The organism is Salmonella sp. JXY0409-18 (genome assembly GCF_020268625.1).
In the GTDB taxonomy this organism is placed as follows: Bacteria; Pseudomonadota; Gammaproteobacteria; order Enterobacterales; family Enterobacteriaceae; genus Salmonella; species Salmonella enterica.
In genome coordinates this window covers 3701799-3717754 of the sequence record NZ_CP084216.1, presented here as the reverse complement: position 1 = coordinate 3717754, position 15956 = coordinate 3701799, and the positions used below count along the sequence as shown (strand labels likewise).

At 55.6% G+C, this 15956-nt stretch carries 14 protein-coding genes; all 14 read left to right on the top strand.

The features are described 5' to 3' along the window. Positions 1–234 precede the first annotated feature (234 nt). The gene (gene mraZ, locus LDB27_RS18155) at positions 235–693 is read left to right on the top strand and encodes a division/cell wall cluster transcriptional repressor MraZ (protein ID WP_000488294.1); all 459 of its coding nucleotides are present in this window, start codon (positions 235–237) and stop codon (positions 691–693) included. 1 nt (position 694) lies between these two features. Beyond that, positions 695–1636, top strand: a complete 942-nt coding sequence (gene rsmH, locus LDB27_RS18150; RefSeq protein ID WP_000970444.1) for a 16S rRNA (cytosine(1402)-N(4))-methyltransferase RsmH — start codon at positions 695–697, stop codon at positions 1634–1636. Further along, complete coding sequence (gene ftsL, locus LDB27_RS18145; protein WP_000625651.1) at positions 1633–1998, top strand: cell division protein FtsL; 366 nt, start codon at positions 1633–1635, stop codon at positions 1996–1998. The genes rsmH and ftsL overlap by 4 nt, the downstream gene beginning before the upstream one ends. Before the next feature lie 15 nt (positions 1999–2013). After that, complete coding sequence (ftsI, locus tag LDB27_RS18140; RefSeq protein ID WP_000642235.1) at positions 2014–3780, top strand: peptidoglycan glycosyltransferase FtsI; 1767 nt, start codon at positions 2014–2016, stop codon at positions 3778–3780. After that, entirely contained in the window at positions 3767–5254 is a 1488-nt protein-coding gene (gene murE / locus LDB27_RS18135; RefSeq protein WP_000775073.1) for a UDP-N-acetylmuramoyl-L-alanyl-D-glutamate--2,6-diaminopimelate ligase, read from the top strand. Before ftsI ends, murE begins: the two co-directional genes overlap by 14 nt. Further along, positions 5251–6609: a UDP-N-acetylmuramoyl-tripeptide--D-alanyl-D-alanine ligase gene (murF, locus tag LDB27_RS18130; protein ID WP_000626639.1), complete on the top strand. Its 1359-nt coding sequence runs from the start codon at positions 5251–5253 to the stop codon at positions 6607–6609. Before murE ends, murF begins: the two co-directional genes overlap by 4 nt. Then, positions 6603–7685: a phospho-N-acetylmuramoyl-pentapeptide-transferase gene (gene mraY / locus LDB27_RS18125; protein ID WP_000964138.1), complete on the top strand. Its 1083-nt coding sequence runs from the start codon at positions 6603–6605 to the stop codon at positions 7683–7685. The genes murF and mraY overlap by 7 nt, the downstream gene beginning before the upstream one ends. A 2-nt stretch (positions 7686–7687) precedes the next feature. Then, positions 7688–9004, top strand: a complete 1317-nt coding sequence (gene murD, locus LDB27_RS18120) for a UDP-N-acetylmuramoyl-L-alanine--D-glutamate ligase (RefSeq protein ID WP_000796443.1) — start codon at positions 7688–7690, stop codon at positions 9002–9004. Further along, a complete protein-coding gene (ftsW, locus tag LDB27_RS18115; protein ID WP_001239803.1) occupies positions 9004–10248 on the top strand; it encodes a cell division protein FtsW in 1245 nt (414 codons plus the stop codon). Before murD ends, ftsW begins: the two co-directional genes overlap by 1 nt. Beyond that, the gene (gene murG / locus LDB27_RS18110; protein ID WP_000016613.1) at positions 10245–11312 is read left to right on the top strand and encodes an undecaprenyldiphospho-muramoylpentapeptide beta-N-acetylglucosaminyltransferase; all 1068 of its coding nucleotides are present in this window, start codon (positions 10245–10247) and stop codon (positions 11310–11312) included. Before ftsW ends, murG begins: the two co-directional genes overlap by 4 nt. 118 nt (positions 11313–11430) lie before the next feature. Beyond that, positions 11431–12906: a UDP-N-acetylmuramate--L-alanine ligase gene (murC, locus tag LDB27_RS18105; RefSeq protein WP_001096070.1), complete on the top strand. Its 1476-nt coding sequence runs from the start codon at positions 11431–11433 to the stop codon at positions 12904–12906. Next, positions 12899–13819 carry a D-alanine--D-alanine ligase gene (locus LDB27_RS18100; RefSeq protein ID WP_000763892.1) on the top strand — a complete coding sequence of 307 codons (921 nt, stop codon included), beginning with the start codon at positions 12899–12901 and terminating at the stop codon, positions 13817–13819. Before murC ends, LDB27_RS18100 begins: the two co-directional genes overlap by 8 nt. Position 13820: 1 nt before the next feature. Further along, on the top strand, positions 13821–14651 hold the full coding sequence (gene ftsQ, locus LDB27_RS18095) for a cell division protein FtsQ (protein ID WP_000075728.1): 831 nt from the start codon (positions 13821–13823) through the stop codon (positions 14649–14651). Continuing rightward, positions 14648–15910: a cell division protein FtsA gene (gene ftsA, locus LDB27_RS18090; protein ID WP_000588463.1), complete on the top strand. Its 1263-nt coding sequence runs from the start codon at positions 14648–14650 to the stop codon at positions 15908–15910. The genes ftsQ and ftsA overlap by 4 nt, the downstream gene beginning before the upstream one ends. Positions 15911–15956 lie beyond the last annotated feature (46 nt).

The window sequence follows — 15956 nt, the reverse complement described above, 5'->3', positions numbered from 1 at the left end:
TATTGAGTCCGTTTTAAACGGCGGTGGGTCTTTGGTTTTTTTCTTACAAATATTCATAACGTTAATTTGGCTTGCGCGCTGGACGGAAATTAATCAACGCAGATATTCGCCGTAAACATTGGCTTTTTTACTTCGGTAAGCGTTGTGACTTGCTTGACAAGCTTTTCCTCCGCTCCGTAAACTCCTTCGAGTGGGAATTTGTGGGATAAAGTGGTAAGAAGGGGTGAGACTGGCATGTTCCGGGGGGCAACGTTAGTCAATCTCGACAGTAAAGGGCGCCTGACCGTGCCGACCCGTTATCGGGAGCAACTGATCGAGAGCGCTACCGGTCAAATGGTATGTACCATTGACATCCATCACCCATGCCTGCTGCTTTACCCCCTGCCTGAATGGGAAATTATTGAGCAAAAGTTATCTCGTCTGTCGAGCATGAACCCGGTAGAACGTCGCGTACAGCGTTTACTGTTGGGCCATGCCAGCGAATGTCAGATGGATGGTGCAGGTCGATTACTGATCGCGCCAGTTCTGCGGCAACATGCCGGACTGACGAAAGAAGTGATGCTGGTTGGACAGTTCAACAAATTTGAGCTGTGGGATGAAACGACCTGGTATCAACAGGTCAAGGAAGATATCGACGCTGAACAGTCAGCTACCGAAACGTTATCGGAGCGGCTGCAGGACTTGTCTCTATAAGATGATGGAAAATTTTAAACACACTACGGTACTGTTGGATGAAGCCGTTAATGGGCTGAATATTCGTCCGGATGGTATCTATATTGATGGCACATTTGGTCGCGGCGGCCACTCGCGCCTGATCCTCTCGCAACTGGGCGAAGAGGGGCGCTTGCTGGCGATCGATCGCGATCCGCAGGCGATCGCTGTTGCGCAGACCATTAATGATCCTCGCTTCTCCATCATTCATGGACCTTTTTCCGCGTTGGCTGATTATGTAGCCGAGCGCGAGCTTACCGGCAAGATTGACGGGATCCTTCTCGATCTTGGCGTCTCTTCTCCGCAGCTTGACGATGCGGAGCGCGGTTTTTCATTCATGCGCGACGGTCCGCTGGATATGCGAATGGACCCCACGCGCGGCCAGTCTGCCGCCGAGTGGTTACAAACGGCGGAGGAGGCGGATATCGCCTGGGTGCTGAAAACATTCGGCGAGGAGCGTTTTGCCAAACGTATTGCTCGCGCCATTGTTGAGCGCAATCGCGAACAGCCGATGACCCGCACCAAAGAGCTGGCGGAAGTGGTTGCGGCGGCGACCCCGGTAAAAGACAAATTCAAACATCCCGCGACCCGTACCTTCCAGGCGGTGCGCATCTGGGTAAACAGTGAACTGGAGGAGATAGAGCAGGCGCTAAAAAGCTCGCTCAGCGTACTGGCCCCAGGCGGGCGGCTTTCAATCATCAGTTTCCACTCGCTGGAAGACCGTATTGTGAAACGCTTTATGCGTGAGCAAAGCCGCGGTCCGCAGGTACCGGCGGGATTACCGATGACGGAAGCGCAGCTCAAAAAACTGGGCGGTCGTGAGTTACGAGCGTTAGGCAAGTTGATGCCGGGTGAAAAAGAGGTAGCTGAAAATCCTCGGGCCCGTAGTTCAGTTCTGCGTATCGCAGAGAGGACGAACGCATGATCAGCAGAGTGACAGAAGCCCTAAGCAAAGTTAAGGGATCGATAGGAAGCAACGAGCGCCATGCCTTGCCTGGCGTGATCGGTGACGATCTTTTGCGGTTCGGGAAGCTGCCACTCTGCTTGTTCATTTGCATCATTTTAACGGCGGTGACGGTGGTCACGACGGCGCACCATACTCGTTTACTCACCGCGCAGCGTGAACAACTGGTTCTGGAGCGCGATGCATTGGACATTGAATGGCGCAACCTGATCCTTGAAGAAAATGCGCTCGGCGATCACAGCCGGGTAGAGCGGATCGCAACGGAAAAGCTGCAAATGCAGCATGTTGATCCGTCCCAAGAAAATATCGTAGTGCAAAAATAAGGATAAACGCGACGCATGAAAGCAGCGGCAAAAACGCAAAAATCGAAACGCCAAGAAGAACAGACCAACTTCATCAGTTGGCGTTTTGCGTTGCTGTGCGGCTGTATTTTACTGGCGCTGGTTTTTTTACTTGGACGCGCGGCGTGGCTACAGATTATCGCCCCGGATATGCTGGTGCGTCAGGGCGATATGCGTTCGCTGCGTGTTCAGGAAGTCTCCACCTCACGCGGTATGATTACCGACCGTTCCGGGCGTCCACTGGCGGTCAGCGTACCGGTTAAGGCGATTTGGGCCGACCCGAAAGAAGTTCATGACGCTGGCGGCATCAGCGTCGGCGATCGCTGGAAAGCGCTTTCTACTGCGCTAAATATCCCGCTCGATCAGCTCTCCGCCCGTATCAACGCCAACCCGAAAGGGCGTTTTATTTATCTGGCGCGCCAGGTAAATCCTGACATGGCGGACTACATCAAAAAACTCAAACTGCCGGGGATTCATTTGCGTGAAGAGTCCCGCCGCTACTACCCGTCAGGAGAAGTAACCGCTCACCTCATCGGTTTTACCAACGTCGACAGCCAGGGGATTGAAGGCGTTGAAAAGAGTTTTGATAAGTGGCTTACCGGTCAGCCTGGCGAGCGAATCGTGCGTAAAGACCGCTATGGTCGCGTGATTGAGGATATCTCCTCCACTGACAGTCAGGCAGCGCACAACCTGGCGTTAAGCATTGATGAACGCTTACAGGCGCTGGTTTACCGCGAACTGAACAACGCGGTGGCGTTTAACAAGGCGGAATCCGGTAGCGCGGTGCTGGTCGATGTCAATACCGGTGAAGTACTGGCGATGGCGAATAGCCCTTCCTATAACCCCAACAACCTTGCCGGTACGCCGAAAGACGCGATGCGTAACCGTACCATCACCGACGTGTTTGAACCGGGTTCTACGGTTAAGCCGATGGTGGTGATGACTGCGCTTCAGCGCGGTATCGTCAACGAAAATACGGTGTTGAATACCGTTCCATACCGAATTAACGGCCACGAAATTAAAGACGTGGCGCGCTACAGCGAATTAACCCTGACCGGGGTTCTGCAGAAGTCGAGTAACGTCGGTGTATCCAAACTGGCGTTAGCGATGCCGTCCTCAGCGTTAGTAGATACTTACTCACGTTTTGGGCTAGGAAAGGCGACCAATTTGGGGTTGGTCGGAGAACGCAGTGGCTTATATCCTCAAAAACAACGGTGGTCCGACATAGAGAGGGCCACCTTCTCTTTCGGCTACGGGCTAATGGTAACGCCGTTACAGTTAGCGCGAGTCTATGCAACGATCGGCAGCTATGGCATTTATCGCCCGCTGTCGATTACCAAAGTTGATCCGCCTGTACCCGGCGAACGCATCTTCCCTGAATCCACCGTACGCACCGTGGTGCATATGATGGAAAGCGTGGCGCTGCCGGGCGGCGGCGGCGTGAAGGCGGCAATTAAAGGCTACCGTATCGCGATTAAAACCGGTACGGCGAAAAAAGTGGGGCCGGACGGTCGCTACATCAACAAATACATTGCTTACACCGCAGGCGTCGCGCCTGCGAGTCAGCCGCGCTTCGCGCTGGTGGTTGTCATCAACGATCCGCAGGCGGGTAAATACTACGGCGGCGCCGTTTCCGCGCCGGTATTTGGTGCCATCATGGGCGGCGTTCTGCGCACCATGAACATCGAACCGGACGCGCTGGCAACGGGCGAAAAAAATGAATTCGTAATTAATCAAGGCGAGGGAACAGGTGGCAGATCGTAATTTGCGCGACCTTCTTGCTCCGTGGGTGGCTGGACTACCCGCGCGAGAACTGCGAGAGATGACGCTCGACAGCCGTGTGGCTGCGGCGGGCGATCTCTTTGTGGCAGTGGTGGGTCATCAGGCGGACGGGCGTCGATATATCCCGCAGGCGATAGCGCAAGGCGTAGCTGCCATTATTGCAGAGGCGAAAGACGAGGCGAGCGACGGTGAGATTCGCGAAATGCACGGCGTACCGGTCGTCTATCTCAGCCAGCTCAATGAGCGTTTATCTGCGCTGGCGGGCCGCTTTTACCATGAGCCATCTGAAAACATGCGTCTGGTGGCGGTGACCGGCACCAATGGCAAGACCACCACCACCCAACTACTGGCGCAGTGGAGCCAGTTGCTCGGCGAAACCAGCGCAGTGATGGGGACGGTAGGTAACGGACTGTTGGGTAAAGTGATCCCGACGGAGAACACAACCGGTTCCGCAGTGGATGTTCAGCATGTGCTGGCCAGTCTGGTTGCGCAGGGCGCGACCTTCGGCGCGATGGAAGTCTCTTCTCACGGCCTGGTGCAGCATCGCGTGGCAGCGCTGAAATTTGCCGCCTCCGTGTTTACTAATTTGAGCCGCGACCATCTCGACTATCATGGCGATATGGCGCATTACGAGGCGGCAAAATGGATGCTTTATTCCACCCACCATCACGGTCAGGCAATCGTCAACGCCGATGATGAAGTTGGACGCCGCTGGCTGGCGTCGCTACCCGATGCGGTCGCGGTATCAATGGAAGGGCATATCAACCCTAACTGTCACGGTCGTTGGCTGAAAGCGGAGGCGGTGGAGTACCACGACCGCGGAGCGACGATTCGTTTTGCTTCAAGCTGGGGTGAAGGCGAAATCGAAAGCCGCCTGATGGGCGCGTTTAACGTCAGCAACTTACTGCTGGCATTGGCGACGCTGCTGGCGCTGGGCTATCCGTTAACGGATTTGCTGAAAACCGCCGCGCGTTTGCAGCCGGTTTGCGGGCGTATGGAAGTGTTCACTGCGCCTGGTAAACCGACGGTGGTGGTGGATTACGCGCACACGCCGGATGCGCTGGAAAAAGCGTTGCAGGCGGCGCGCCTGCACTGCGCCGGAAAATTGTGGTGCGTCTTTGGCTGTGGCGGGGATCGTGACAAAGGTAAGCGCCCACTCATGGGGGCCATTGCCGAAGAATTCGCGGATATCGTCGTGGTGACTGACGATAACCCGCGTACCGAGGAGCCGCGCGCCATTATCAACGATATTCTGGCCGGAATGCTGGACGCCGGGCAGGTCAGGGTAATGGAAGGCCGCGCTGAGGCGGTAACCAATGCCATTATGCAGGCAAAAGACAATGACGTCGTGCTGATTGCAGGTAAAGGGCACGAGGATTACCAGATTGTCGGCACGCAGCGTCTTGATTATTCAGACCGCGTGACCGCAGCGCGTTTGCTGGGGGTGATCGCATGATTAGCGTAACGCTCAGCAAAATTGCCGATGTCCTTGGCGCCGAACACCGCGGGGCGGATCTCACGCTCGATACGGTCATTACCGACACACGGAAAGTGACGCCGGGATGCCTGTTCGTGGCGCTGAAAGGGGAACGCTTTGATGCGCATGATTTTGCTGATAAAGCAAAAGCGAACGGCGCTGGCGCCCTGCTGGTCAGTCGTCCTCTGGATATCGATCTCCCGCAGGTGATTGTAAAAGACACGCGTCAGGCATTTGGCCAACTGGCCGCCTGGGTACGTATGCAGGTACCGGCGCGGGTGGTGGCGTTAACCGGTTCGTCCGGCAAAACCTCGGTCAAAGAGATGACCGCCGCGATTCTTAGCCAGTGCGGAAATACTCTGTATACCGCAGGCAATTTTAACAACGACATCGGCGTTCCGATAACGCTGCTGCGCTTAAACCATGATTATGACTATGCGGTAATCGAGTTAGGCGCTAACCACCAGGGAGAAATCGCCTGGACCGTTAGCCTGACGCGCCCGGAAGCGGCGCTGGTCAATAACCTGGCGGCGGCGCATCTGGAAGGTTTCGGCTCGTTGGCCGGCGTGGCGAAAGCGAAAGGCGAAATCTATACCGGTTTGCCTGAGAACGGTATCGCGATTATGAATGCCGATAATAATGACTGGCTGAACTGGCAAAGCATTATTGGCGATCGTCAGGTGTGGCGCTTTTCGCCGAATGCGGCAAACAGCGACTTTACCGCTGCGAATATCCACGTGACGTCACACGGTACCGAATTTACCCTGCAAACGCCGATGGGCAGCATTGATGTGCTGCTGCCGTTGCCGGGGCGGCACAATATTGCCAACGCGCTGGCGGCCGCTGCTTTATCAATGGCGGTGGGGGCGACGCTGACGGCGGTTAAAGCAGGGCTGGCGGCGTTAAAAGCTGTACCCGGGCGTCTGTTCCCGATTCAGCTAAGTGAAAACCAACTGGTACTGGATGACGCTTATAACGCCAACGTCGGTTCGATGACCGCCGCAGTGCAGGTCCTTTCTGAAATGCCCGGCTACCGCGTGCTGGTGGTAGGCGATATGGCCGAGCTGGGCGCAGAAAGCGAAGCGTGCCACATCCAGGTTGGCGAGGCCGCAAAAGCGGCGGGTATTGATCGCGTGTTAAGCACCGGAAAACTCAGTCAGGCTATCAGCCACGCCAGCGGCGTCGGCGAACATTTTGCCGATAAAGCCGCGCTCATTGCGCGTTTACACGCTCTGCTTCAGGAGCAACCAATGATGACTATTTTAGTGAAAGGATCACGCAGCGCCGCGATGGAAGATGTGGTTCATGCGTTACAGGAGAAAGGTTCATGTTAGTTTGGCTGGCCGAGCATTTGGTCAAATATTATTCCGGCTTTAACGTCTTTTCTTATCTGACGTTTCGCGCCATCGTCAGCCTGTTGACCGCGCTGTTCATCTCTTTATGGATGGGCCCGCGTATGATCGCTCGTCTGCAAAAACTCTCTTTTGGCCAGGTGGTACGTAACGATGGCCCGGAATCGCACTTCAGTAAACGCGGTACGCCGACGATGGGCGGCATCATGATCCTGACGGCGATTGTGATTTCCGTTCTGTTATGGGCTTACCCGTCTAACCCGTACGTCTGGTGCGTGCTGGTGGTATTGATCGGCTACGGCATTATCGGTTTTGTCGATGACTATCGCAAAGTGGTGCGGAAAGATACCAAAGGGCTGATTGCGCGCTGGAAATATTTCTGGATGTCGGTTATCGCGCTCGGCGTGGCCTTTGCGCTTTATCTCGTCGGGAAAGACACGCCCGCGACCCAACTGGTGGTGCCGTTCTTTAAAGATGTTATGCCGCAATTGGGGCTGTTTTACATTTTGCTGTCCTACTTTGTCATCGTCGGTACGGGTAACGCCGTAAACCTGACCGACGGGCTTGATGGTCTGGCGATTATGCCGACTGTTTTCGTTGCCGCCGGCTTTGCGCTGGTGGCCTGGGCTACCGGGAACATGAACTTCGCCAATTACCTGCATATTCCGTATTTACGCCATGCGGGCGAGCTGGTGATTGTCTGTACGGCGATTGTCGGCGCGGGATTAGGATTCTTGTGGTTTAACACCTATCCGGCGCAGGTTTTTATGGGCGATGTCGGATCGCTGGCGTTGGGCGGCGCGTTGGGCATTATCGCCGTGCTGCTGCGTCAGGAGTTCCTGCTGGTGATTATGGGCGGCGTCTTTGTGGTGGAAACTCTGTCGGTCATTCTGCAGGTGGGTTCCTTTAAACTACGCGGACAGCGTATTTTCCGTATGGCGCCTATCCATCACCACTATGAACTGAAAGGCTGGCCGGAACCGCGCGTGATTGTGCGCTTCTGGATTATTTCGCTGATGCTGGTGCTGATTGGCCTGGCAACGCTGAAGGTACGTTAATCATGGCTGATTACCAGGACAAAAACGTCGTCATTATCGGTCTGGGCTTAACCGGACTCTCTTGCGTGGACTTTTTTCTCGCCCGCGGCGTGACGCCGCGGGTGATGGATACTCGCGTGACGCCGCCGGGTCTGGATAAGCTGCCGCAAGAGGTTGAGCGTCACGTTGGCGGCCTGAACGACGAGTGGCTCTTAGCGGCGGATTTAATCGTCGCCAGCCCTGGCATCGCCCTGGCGCATCCCTCTCTTAGCGCTGCCGCCAGCGCTGGAGTGGAAATTGTCGGCGATATCGAACTGTTTTGCCGCGAAGCGCAAGCGCCGATTGTGGCCATCACCGGCTCGAACGGCAAAAGCACCGTGACCACCTTAGTGGGCGAGATGGCGAAAGCGGCGGGCGTCAATGTCGGCGTTGGCGGCAATATCGGTCTTCCGGCGCTGATGCTGCTGGATGCCGATCGCGAATTGTACGTGCTGGAATTATCCAGTTTCCAACTGGAAACCACCTCAAGTTTGCAAGCGGCGGCGGCAACGGTGCTCAACGTCACTGAAGATCATATGGACCGGTATCCGTTTGGTTTGCAACAGTACCGGGCGGCGAAACTGCGCGTCTACGAGAAGGCGAAAGTGTGCGTAGTGAATGCCGATGACGCGTTGACGATGCCGGTTCGCGGGGCCGATGAGCGCTGCGTCAGCTTTGGCGTCAATATGGGTGATTATCACCTTAATCGTCAGCAGGGCGAAACCTGGCTACGAGTCAAAGGCGAGAAGGTGCTGAACGTGAAAGAGATGAAGCTTTCCGGTCAGCATAACTATACCAATGCGTTAGCGGCGCTGGCGCTGGCGGATGCCGTAGGTCTGCCGCGCGCCAGCAGTTTGAAGGCGTTGACGACATTTACCGGTCTGGCGCATCGCTTCCAGCTGGCGTTGGAGCATAACGGCGTACGTTGGATCAATGACTCGAAAGCGACCAACGTCGGCAGTACCGAAGCGGCGCTAAACGGTTTGCATGTGGACGGTACGCTACATCTGCTGCTGGGCGGCGACGGTAAGTCGGCAGACTTTTCTCCGCTGGCGCGCTATCTGACCGGCGATCGTATCCGCCTGTATTGCTTTGGGCGCGATGGCGCGCAGCTTGCCGCACTGCGTCCGGAAATCGCCCAACAGACTGAGACGATGGAAGAGGCGATGCGTTTGCTGGCGCCGCGCGTTCAGCCGGGTGATATGGTGCTGTTGTCGCCCGCCTGCGCCAGCCTCGATCAGTTTAAAAATTTTGAGCAACGGGGCGATGTCTTTACCCGTCTGGCGAAGGAGTTAGGTTGATGCGTTTATCTCTCCCCCGTCTGAGAATGCCGCGCGTACCAGGCTTTGGCCTCCTGGCCTGGCTGTTTGCGGCGCTTAAAGGCTGGGTGATGGCTTCGCGCGATAAAGACGCCGACAGTCTGATCATGTATGACCGCACGCTGCTATGGCTGACCTTCGGGCTGGCGGCGATTGGTTTTGTCATGGTGACGTCGGCCTCCATGCCAGTCGGGCAGCGCCTGGCGAACGATCCGTTTTTGTTTGCCAAACGTGATGCGCTCTATATCTTCCTGGCATTTTGTCTGGCGATGGTCACGCTACGTTTGCCCATGACCTTCTGGCAAAAATACAGCACGACGATGCTGATAGCGTCGATCATTATGCTGCTTATCGTGCTGGTCGTCGGGAGCTCGGTCAACGGGGCGTCGCGCTGGATTGCGCTGGGGCCGCTGCGTATTCAGCCTGCGGAGTTTACCAAGCTGTCGCTGTTCTGCTACCTCGCGAACTATCTGGTGCGTAAGGTTGATGAGGTGCGAAATAACCTGCGCGGCTTTTTAAAACCAATGGGCGTGATTCTGGTGCTGGCGGTGTTACTGCTGGCGCAACCTGACCTCGGGACGGTGGTCGTACTGTTTGTCACCACGCTGGCGATGCTGTTTCTCGCCGGGGCGAAATTATGGCAGTTCATCGCCATTATCGGGATGGGCATCTCGGCGGTGATTCTGTTAATCCTCGCCGAACCGTATCGTATTCGCCGCGTTACCTCGTTCTGGAATCCCTGGGAAGATCCGTTCGGCAGCGGTTATCAGCTGACGCAGTCGCTGATGGCTTTTGGTCGCGGTGAGATATGGGGGCAAGGGCTGGGGAATTCGGTGCAGAAACTGGAGTATTTGCCGGAGGCGCACACCGATTTCATCTTCGCCATTATTGGGGAAGAACTGGGTTATATCGGTGTGGTATTGGCGCTTTTAATGGTATTCTTCGTCGCTTTTCGCGCGATGTCGATTGGCCGTAAGGCATTGGAGATTGACCACCGTTTTTCCGGATTTTTAGCGTGTTCTATCGGTATTTGGTTTAGTTTCCAGGCGCTGGTAAACGTTGGCGCGGCCGCGGGGATGCTGCCGACCAAAGGTCTTACGCTGCCGCTGATCAGTTATGGCGGGTCGAGTCTGTTGATTATGTCGACGGCCATTATGTTTTTATTACGTATTGATTATGAAACGCGTCTGGAAAAAGCGCAGGCGTTTACACGAGGTTCTCGATGAGTGGTCAACCGAAGCGGTTAATGGTGATGGCGGGCGGTACCGGCGGGCACGTGTTCCCGGGACTGGCCGTTGCGCATCATTTAATGGCCCAGGGCTGGCAGGTTCGCTGGCTGGGTACCGCCGATCGTATGGAAGCGGATTTAGTGCCGAAGCATGGCATCGACATTGACTTTATTCGGATCTCCGGTCTGCGCGGTAAAGGCGTAAAAGCGCTTCTGGCGGCGCCGCTGCGGATTTTTAACGCCTGGCGGCAGGCGAGGGCGATCATGAAGCGGTTTAAGCCGGATGTCGTACTGGGAATGGGCGGTTATGTTTCCGGCCCCGGCGGTCTTGCTGCTTGGTCATTGGGTATTCCGGTCGTTTTGCATGAGCAAAACGGTATCGCCGGACTAACCAATCAGTGGCTGGCCAAAATCGCGACCACGGTGATGCAGGCGTTTCCCGGTGCGTTCCCGAACGCGGAAGTGGTGGGTAACCCGGTGCGTACCGACGTACTGGCGTTGCCGTTGCCGCAGGTGCGTCTGGCCGGTCGTGACGGCCCGATTCGCGTGTTGGTGGTCGGCGGTTCTCAGGGGGCGCGAGTCCTGAACCAGACGATGCCGCAGGTTGCCGCCAGACTGGGCGATACGGTTACAATCTGGCATCAAAGCGGAAAAGGCGCGCAGCTCACGGTAGAGCAGGCATATGCCGGGGCGGGACAACCGCAGCATAAGGTAACGGAATTTATCGATGACATGGCCGCCGCCTATGCGTGGGCGGATGTGGTGGTATGTCGTTCCGGCGCTTTAACGGTGAGCGAGATCGCCGCCGCCGGATTACCGGCGATATTTGTGCCGTTTCAGCATAAAGACAGGCAGCAGTACTGGAATGCGCTGCCGTTAGAAAACGCCGGCGCAGCTAAGATTTTTGAGCAGCCGCAGTTTACTGTAGAGGCTGTCGCCGACACCCTGGCGGGGTGGTCGCGCGAGGCGTTGTTAACCATGGCGGAGCGTGCCCGCGCGGTATCCATTCCGGATGCTACCGAACGCGTCGCCAGTGAAGTCAGCCGGGTTGCCCGGACATAATTTGTGGCGGTGCCTTTTGCATCGCAGGGTTTTTCTACCCTCAATAATTTGGGTTGCAGGCAAGCCAACGCATCTGCAATTTGAAGTATGGCGGGTATTGGAGTTAATGGCGTAAAGAATGAATACACAACAACTGGCAAAACTGCGTTCCATCGTGCCCGAAATGCGTCGCGTTCGGCACATTCACTTTGTCGGCATCGGTGGTGCTGGTATGGGCGGTATTGCCGAAGTTCTGGCCAATGAAGGGTATCAGATCAGTGGTTCCGATTTAGCGCCGAATCCGGTGACCCAGCAGTTGACGAGCCTGGGGGCGACGATTTTCTTTAATCATCGTCCGGAAAATGTGCGTGATGCCAGCGTGGTCGTCGTTTCCAGCGCAATTTCCGCGGATAACCCGGAAATTGTCGCGGCGCATGAAGCGCGTATTCCGGTTATTCGCCGTGCGGAAATGCTGGCGGAACTGATGCGTTTTCGCCACGGCATCGCCATTGCCGGGACGCACGGAAAAACCACAACGACCGCGATGGTGTCCAGTATTTATGCCGAAGCGGGGCTGGACCCGACTTTCGTGAATGGCGGACTGGTGAAAGCCGCAGGCGTTCATGCGCGTCTGGGCCATAGTCGTTACCTGATTGCCGAGGCAGATGAGAGCGACGCATCCTTCCTGCATTTGCAGCCGATGGTCGCGATCGTCACCAACATCGAAGCCGACCATATGGATACCTATCATGGCGACTTTGAAAATTTAAAGCAGACGTTTATTAACTTCCTGCATAACCTGCCGTTCTACGGTCGCGCGGTAATGTGCGTCGACGATCCGGTCATCCGCGAGTTGCTGCCGCGGGTGGGGCGTCAGACCACGACGTATGGCTTTAGCGAGGATGCTGACGTCCGCGTAGAAGATTATCAGCAGATAGGGCCGCAGGGGCACTTTACGCTGTTGCGCCAGGGAATGCCGGATCTGCATGTCACGTTGAATGCGCCGGGTCGCCACAATGCCCTGAATGCCGCTGCGGCAGTGGCGGTAGCGACCGAAGAAGGCATCGCCGATGACGCTATCCTGCGCGCGCTGGAAAGCTTCCAGGGGACCGGGCGTCGTTTTGACTTCCTCGGCGAGTTCCCGCTTGAGCCGGTGAATGGTAAAGCCGGGACGGCGATGCTGGTGGATGACTATGGCCATCATCCGACTGAAGTAGACGCCACCATTAAAGCTGCGCGAGCAGGGTGGCCGGATAAAAACCTGGTGATGCTGTTTCAGCCGCACCGTTACACGCGCACGCGCGATCTGTATGACGATTTCGCCAATGTGCTGACCCAGGTTGATGCGCTGCTGATGCTGGACGTTTACCCGGCGGGCGAAGCGCCGATTCCGGGCGCGGATAGCCGCTCTTTATGTCGCACGATTCGTAATCGGGGAAAAATTGACCCAATTCTGGTTTCCGATCCGGCTCAGGTTGCGACAATGTTAGCGCCGGTGCTGACGGGTAACGACTTGATATTAGTGCAAGGCGCAGGAAATGTTGGCAAAATTGCGCGTTACTTATCTGAAATCAAGCTGAAGCCGCAAATCCAGGAGGAAGAGCAACATGGCTGATAAAATCGCGGTCCTGTTGGGCGGAACCTCTGCGGAGCGGGACGTTTCGTTAAATTCCGGCGCGGCAGTGTTGGCCGGGTTACGTGAAGGCGGCATTGATGCGCATCCCGTCGATCCGCAAGAGGTCGATGTCGCGCAGCTTAAAGCAATGGGCTTTCAGAAGGCCTTTATTGCGTTGCATGGCCGCGGCGGTGAAGATGGCACCTTACAGGGAATGCTTGAACTGCTCGGCCTGCCTTATACCGGCAGCGGTGTGATGGCCTCGGCGCTTTCCATGGATAAACTGCGCAGTAAATTGCTGTGGCAGGGCGCAGGCTTACCGGTTGCGCCGTGGGTCGCGCTGACGCGCGCTGAGTTTGAAAAAGGCCTTAGCGAAGAACAAAAAGCGCGAATTTCGGCGCTGGGTTTACCGCTAATTGTCAAACCCAGCCGTGAAGGCTCCAGCGTCGGTATGACGAAAGTAGTAGAAGAAAATGCTTTACAGGGTGCGTTATCATTGGCTTTTCAGCATGATGACGAAATACTGATTGAGAAATGGCTGTGCGGTCCGGAATTTACGGTGGCGATAGTTGGCGAAGAAATTTTACCGTCAATTCGTATCCAACCGGCAGGAACCTTCTATGATTATGAGGCGAAGTATCTCTCTGATGAGACTCAGTATTTCTGCCCTGCCGGTTTAGAAGCGTCCCAGGAAGCCGCGCTACAGTCTCTCGTCCTGCAGGCATGGAAAGCTTTAGGCTGCACGGGATGGGGGCGTATTGACGTCATGCTGGACAGCGATGGTCAGTTTTATCTGCTGGAAGCCAATACATCTCCAGGGATGACCAGCCATAGTCTGGTGCCGATGGCGGCGCGTCAGGCGGGAATGAGCTTCTCGCAGTTAGTGGTACGAATTCTGGAGTTGGCGGACTGATATGTCGCAGGCTGCGCTGAACACGCGAAACAGTGATGAAGAGACACCTTCTTCACGCCGCAATAATGGAACGCGTCTTGCAGGTATTTTATTTCTGCTGACGGTACTGTGCACCGTGTTTGTTAGCGGGTGGGTCGTGTTAGGGTGGATGGAAGATGCGCAGCGTTTACCGTTATCAAAGCTGGTATTAACCGGCGAGCGTCACTACACGCGTAACGATGATATCCGTCAGGCGATACTGGCTCTGGGCGCGCCGGGAACCTTCATGACGCAGGATGTGAACATTATCCAGAGCCAGATTGAGCGTTTGCCGTGGATTAAACAGGCCAGCGTCAGAAAACAGTGGCCTGATGAATTGAAGATTCATCTGGTTGAATATGTGCCGATTGCGCGTTGGAATGATCAACATATGGTCGATGCTGAAGGGAACACCTTCAGCGTGCCGTCAGACCGCATCGGCAAACAGGTTTTACCCATGTTGTACGGCCCGGAAGGCAGCGCGAGTGAAGTGTTGCAGGGATACCGCGAGATGGGGCAGGTGCTGGCTAAGGATAAATTCACTCTAAAGGAAGCGGCGATGACCGCACGTCGCTCCTGGCAATTGACGCTTAATAACGGCATTAAGCTCAATCTCGGCAGGGGCGATACGATGAAAAGGTTGGCTCGCTTTGTAGAACTCTATCCGGTTTTACAGCAGCAGGCGCAAACCGATGGCAAACGGATTAGCTACGTTGATTTGCGTTATGACTCAGGTGCGGCAGTTGGCTGGGCGCCGCTCCCCCCTGAGGAATCTAATCAGCAACAGAATCAGGCACAGGCAGAACAACAATGATCAAGGCGACGGACAGAAAACTGGTAGTAGGACTGGAGATTGGCACCGCGAAGGTTGCCGCTTTAGTAGGGGAAGTTCTGCCCGACGGTATGGTCAATATCATTGGCGTGGGCAGTTGCCCATCGCGGGGTATGGATAAAGGCGGGGTGAATGACCTTGAGTCAGTGGTGAAATGCGTTCAGCGCGCCATTGACCAGGCGGAATTGATGGCCGATTGCCAGATCTCCTCGGTATATCTGGCGCTTTCCGGCAAACATATTAGCTGTCAGAATGAAATTGGTATGGTGCCCATTTCCGAAGAGGAAGTGACGCAGGAAGATGTGGAAAACGTCGTGCATACTGCGAAGTCAGTGCGCGTGCGCGATGAACATCGCGTGCTGCATGTGATTCCTCAGGAGTACGCCATTGACTACCAGGAAGGCATTAAAAATCCGGTCGGTCTTTCCGGCGTGCGTATGCAGGCGAAAGTACATTTGATTACCTGCCACAACGATATGGCAAAAAACATTGTCAAAGCTGTTGAACGTTGTGGTCTGAAAGTTGACCAACTGATATTTGCCGGACTGGCGGCCAGTTATTCCGTGTTAACGGAAGATGAACGTGAACTGGGCGTCTGTGTCGTGGATATCGGCGGTGGTACAATGGATATCGCCGTTTATACTGGCGGCGCGCTGCGTCATACCAAAGTGATCCCTTACGCGGGGAACGTGGTGACCAGCGATATCGCTTATGCCTTTGGTACGCCGCCGAGCGATGCTGAAGCCATTAAAGTCCGCCACGGTTGCGCGTTGGGTTCCATCGTCGGTAAAGACGAGAGCGTTGAAGTACCGAGCGTAGGCGGGCGTCCGCCGCGCAGCCTGCAACGTCAGACGCTGGCGGAAGTGATTGAGCCGCGTTACACCGAGCTGCTCAATCTGGTCAACGAAGAGATATTGCAATTACAGGAACAGCTTCGCCAACAAGGGGTAAAACATCACCTGGCGGCGGGGATTGTGTTAACCGGCGGAGCGGCGCAAATCGAAGGGCTTGCTGCTTGCGCTCAGCGCGTGTTTCATACGCAGGTGCGTATCGGCGCGCCGCTGAATATCACCGGTCTGACGGATTATGCCCAGGAGCCGTATTACTCAACGGCGGTGGGATTGCTTCACTACGGGAAAGAGTCCCACTTAAACGGTGAAGCAGAAGTGGAAAAACGTGTTACGGCATCAGTTGGCTCGTGGATCAAGCGACTTAATAGCTGGCTGCGAAAAGAGTTTTAATTTTTTATGAGGCCGCCAGATATTACGGCCTCAGGCGACAGGCACA

What these genes read in the sequence shown, in the direction of transcription:
- mraZ (WP_000488294.1), top strand. Translation starts at nt 235, where the DNA reads ATGTTCCGGGGGGCAACGTTAGTCAATCTCGACAGTAAAGGGCGCCTG.
- rsmH (WP_000970444.1), top strand. Translation starts at nt 695, where the DNA reads ATGATGGAAAATTTTAAACACACTACGGTACTGTTGGATGAAGCCGTT.
- ftsL (WP_000625651.1), top strand. Translation starts at nt 1,633, where the DNA reads ATGATCAGCAGAGTGACAGAAGCCCTAAGCAAAGTTAAGGGATCGATA.
- ftsI (WP_000642235.1), top strand. Translation starts at nt 2,014, where the DNA reads ATGAAAGCAGCGGCAAAAACGCAAAAATCGAAACGCCAAGAAGAACAG.
- murF (WP_000626639.1), top strand. Translation starts at nt 5,251, where the DNA reads ATGATTAGCGTAACGCTCAGCAAAATTGCCGATGTCCTTGGCGCCGAA.
- mraY (WP_000964138.1), top strand. Translation starts at nt 6,603, where the DNA reads ATGTTAGTTTGGCTGGCCGAGCATTTGGTCAAATATTATTCCGGCTTT.
- murD (WP_000796443.1), top strand. Translation starts at nt 7,688, where the DNA reads ATGGCTGATTACCAGGACAAAAACGTCGTCATTATCGGTCTGGGCTTA.
- ftsW (WP_001239803.1), top strand. Translation starts at nt 9,004, where the DNA reads ATGCGTTTATCTCTCCCCCGTCTGAGAATGCCGCGCGTACCAGGCTTT.
- murG (WP_000016613.1), top strand. Translation starts at nt 10,245, where the DNA reads ATGAGTGGTCAACCGAAGCGGTTAATGGTGATGGCGGGCGGTACCGGC.
- murC (WP_001096070.1), top strand. Translation starts at nt 11,431, where the DNA reads ATGAATACACAACAACTGGCAAAACTGCGTTCCATCGTGCCCGAAATG.
- LDB27_RS18100 (WP_000763892.1), top strand. Translation starts at nt 12,899, where the DNA reads ATGGCTGATAAAATCGCGGTCCTGTTGGGCGGAACCTCTGCGGAGCGG.
- ftsQ (WP_000075728.1), top strand. Translation starts at nt 13,821, where the DNA reads ATGTCGCAGGCTGCGCTGAACACGCGAAACAGTGATGAAGAGACACCT.
- ftsA (WP_000588463.1), top strand. Translation starts at nt 14,648, where the DNA reads ATGATCAAGGCGACGGACAGAAAACTGGTAGTAGGACTGGAGATTGGC.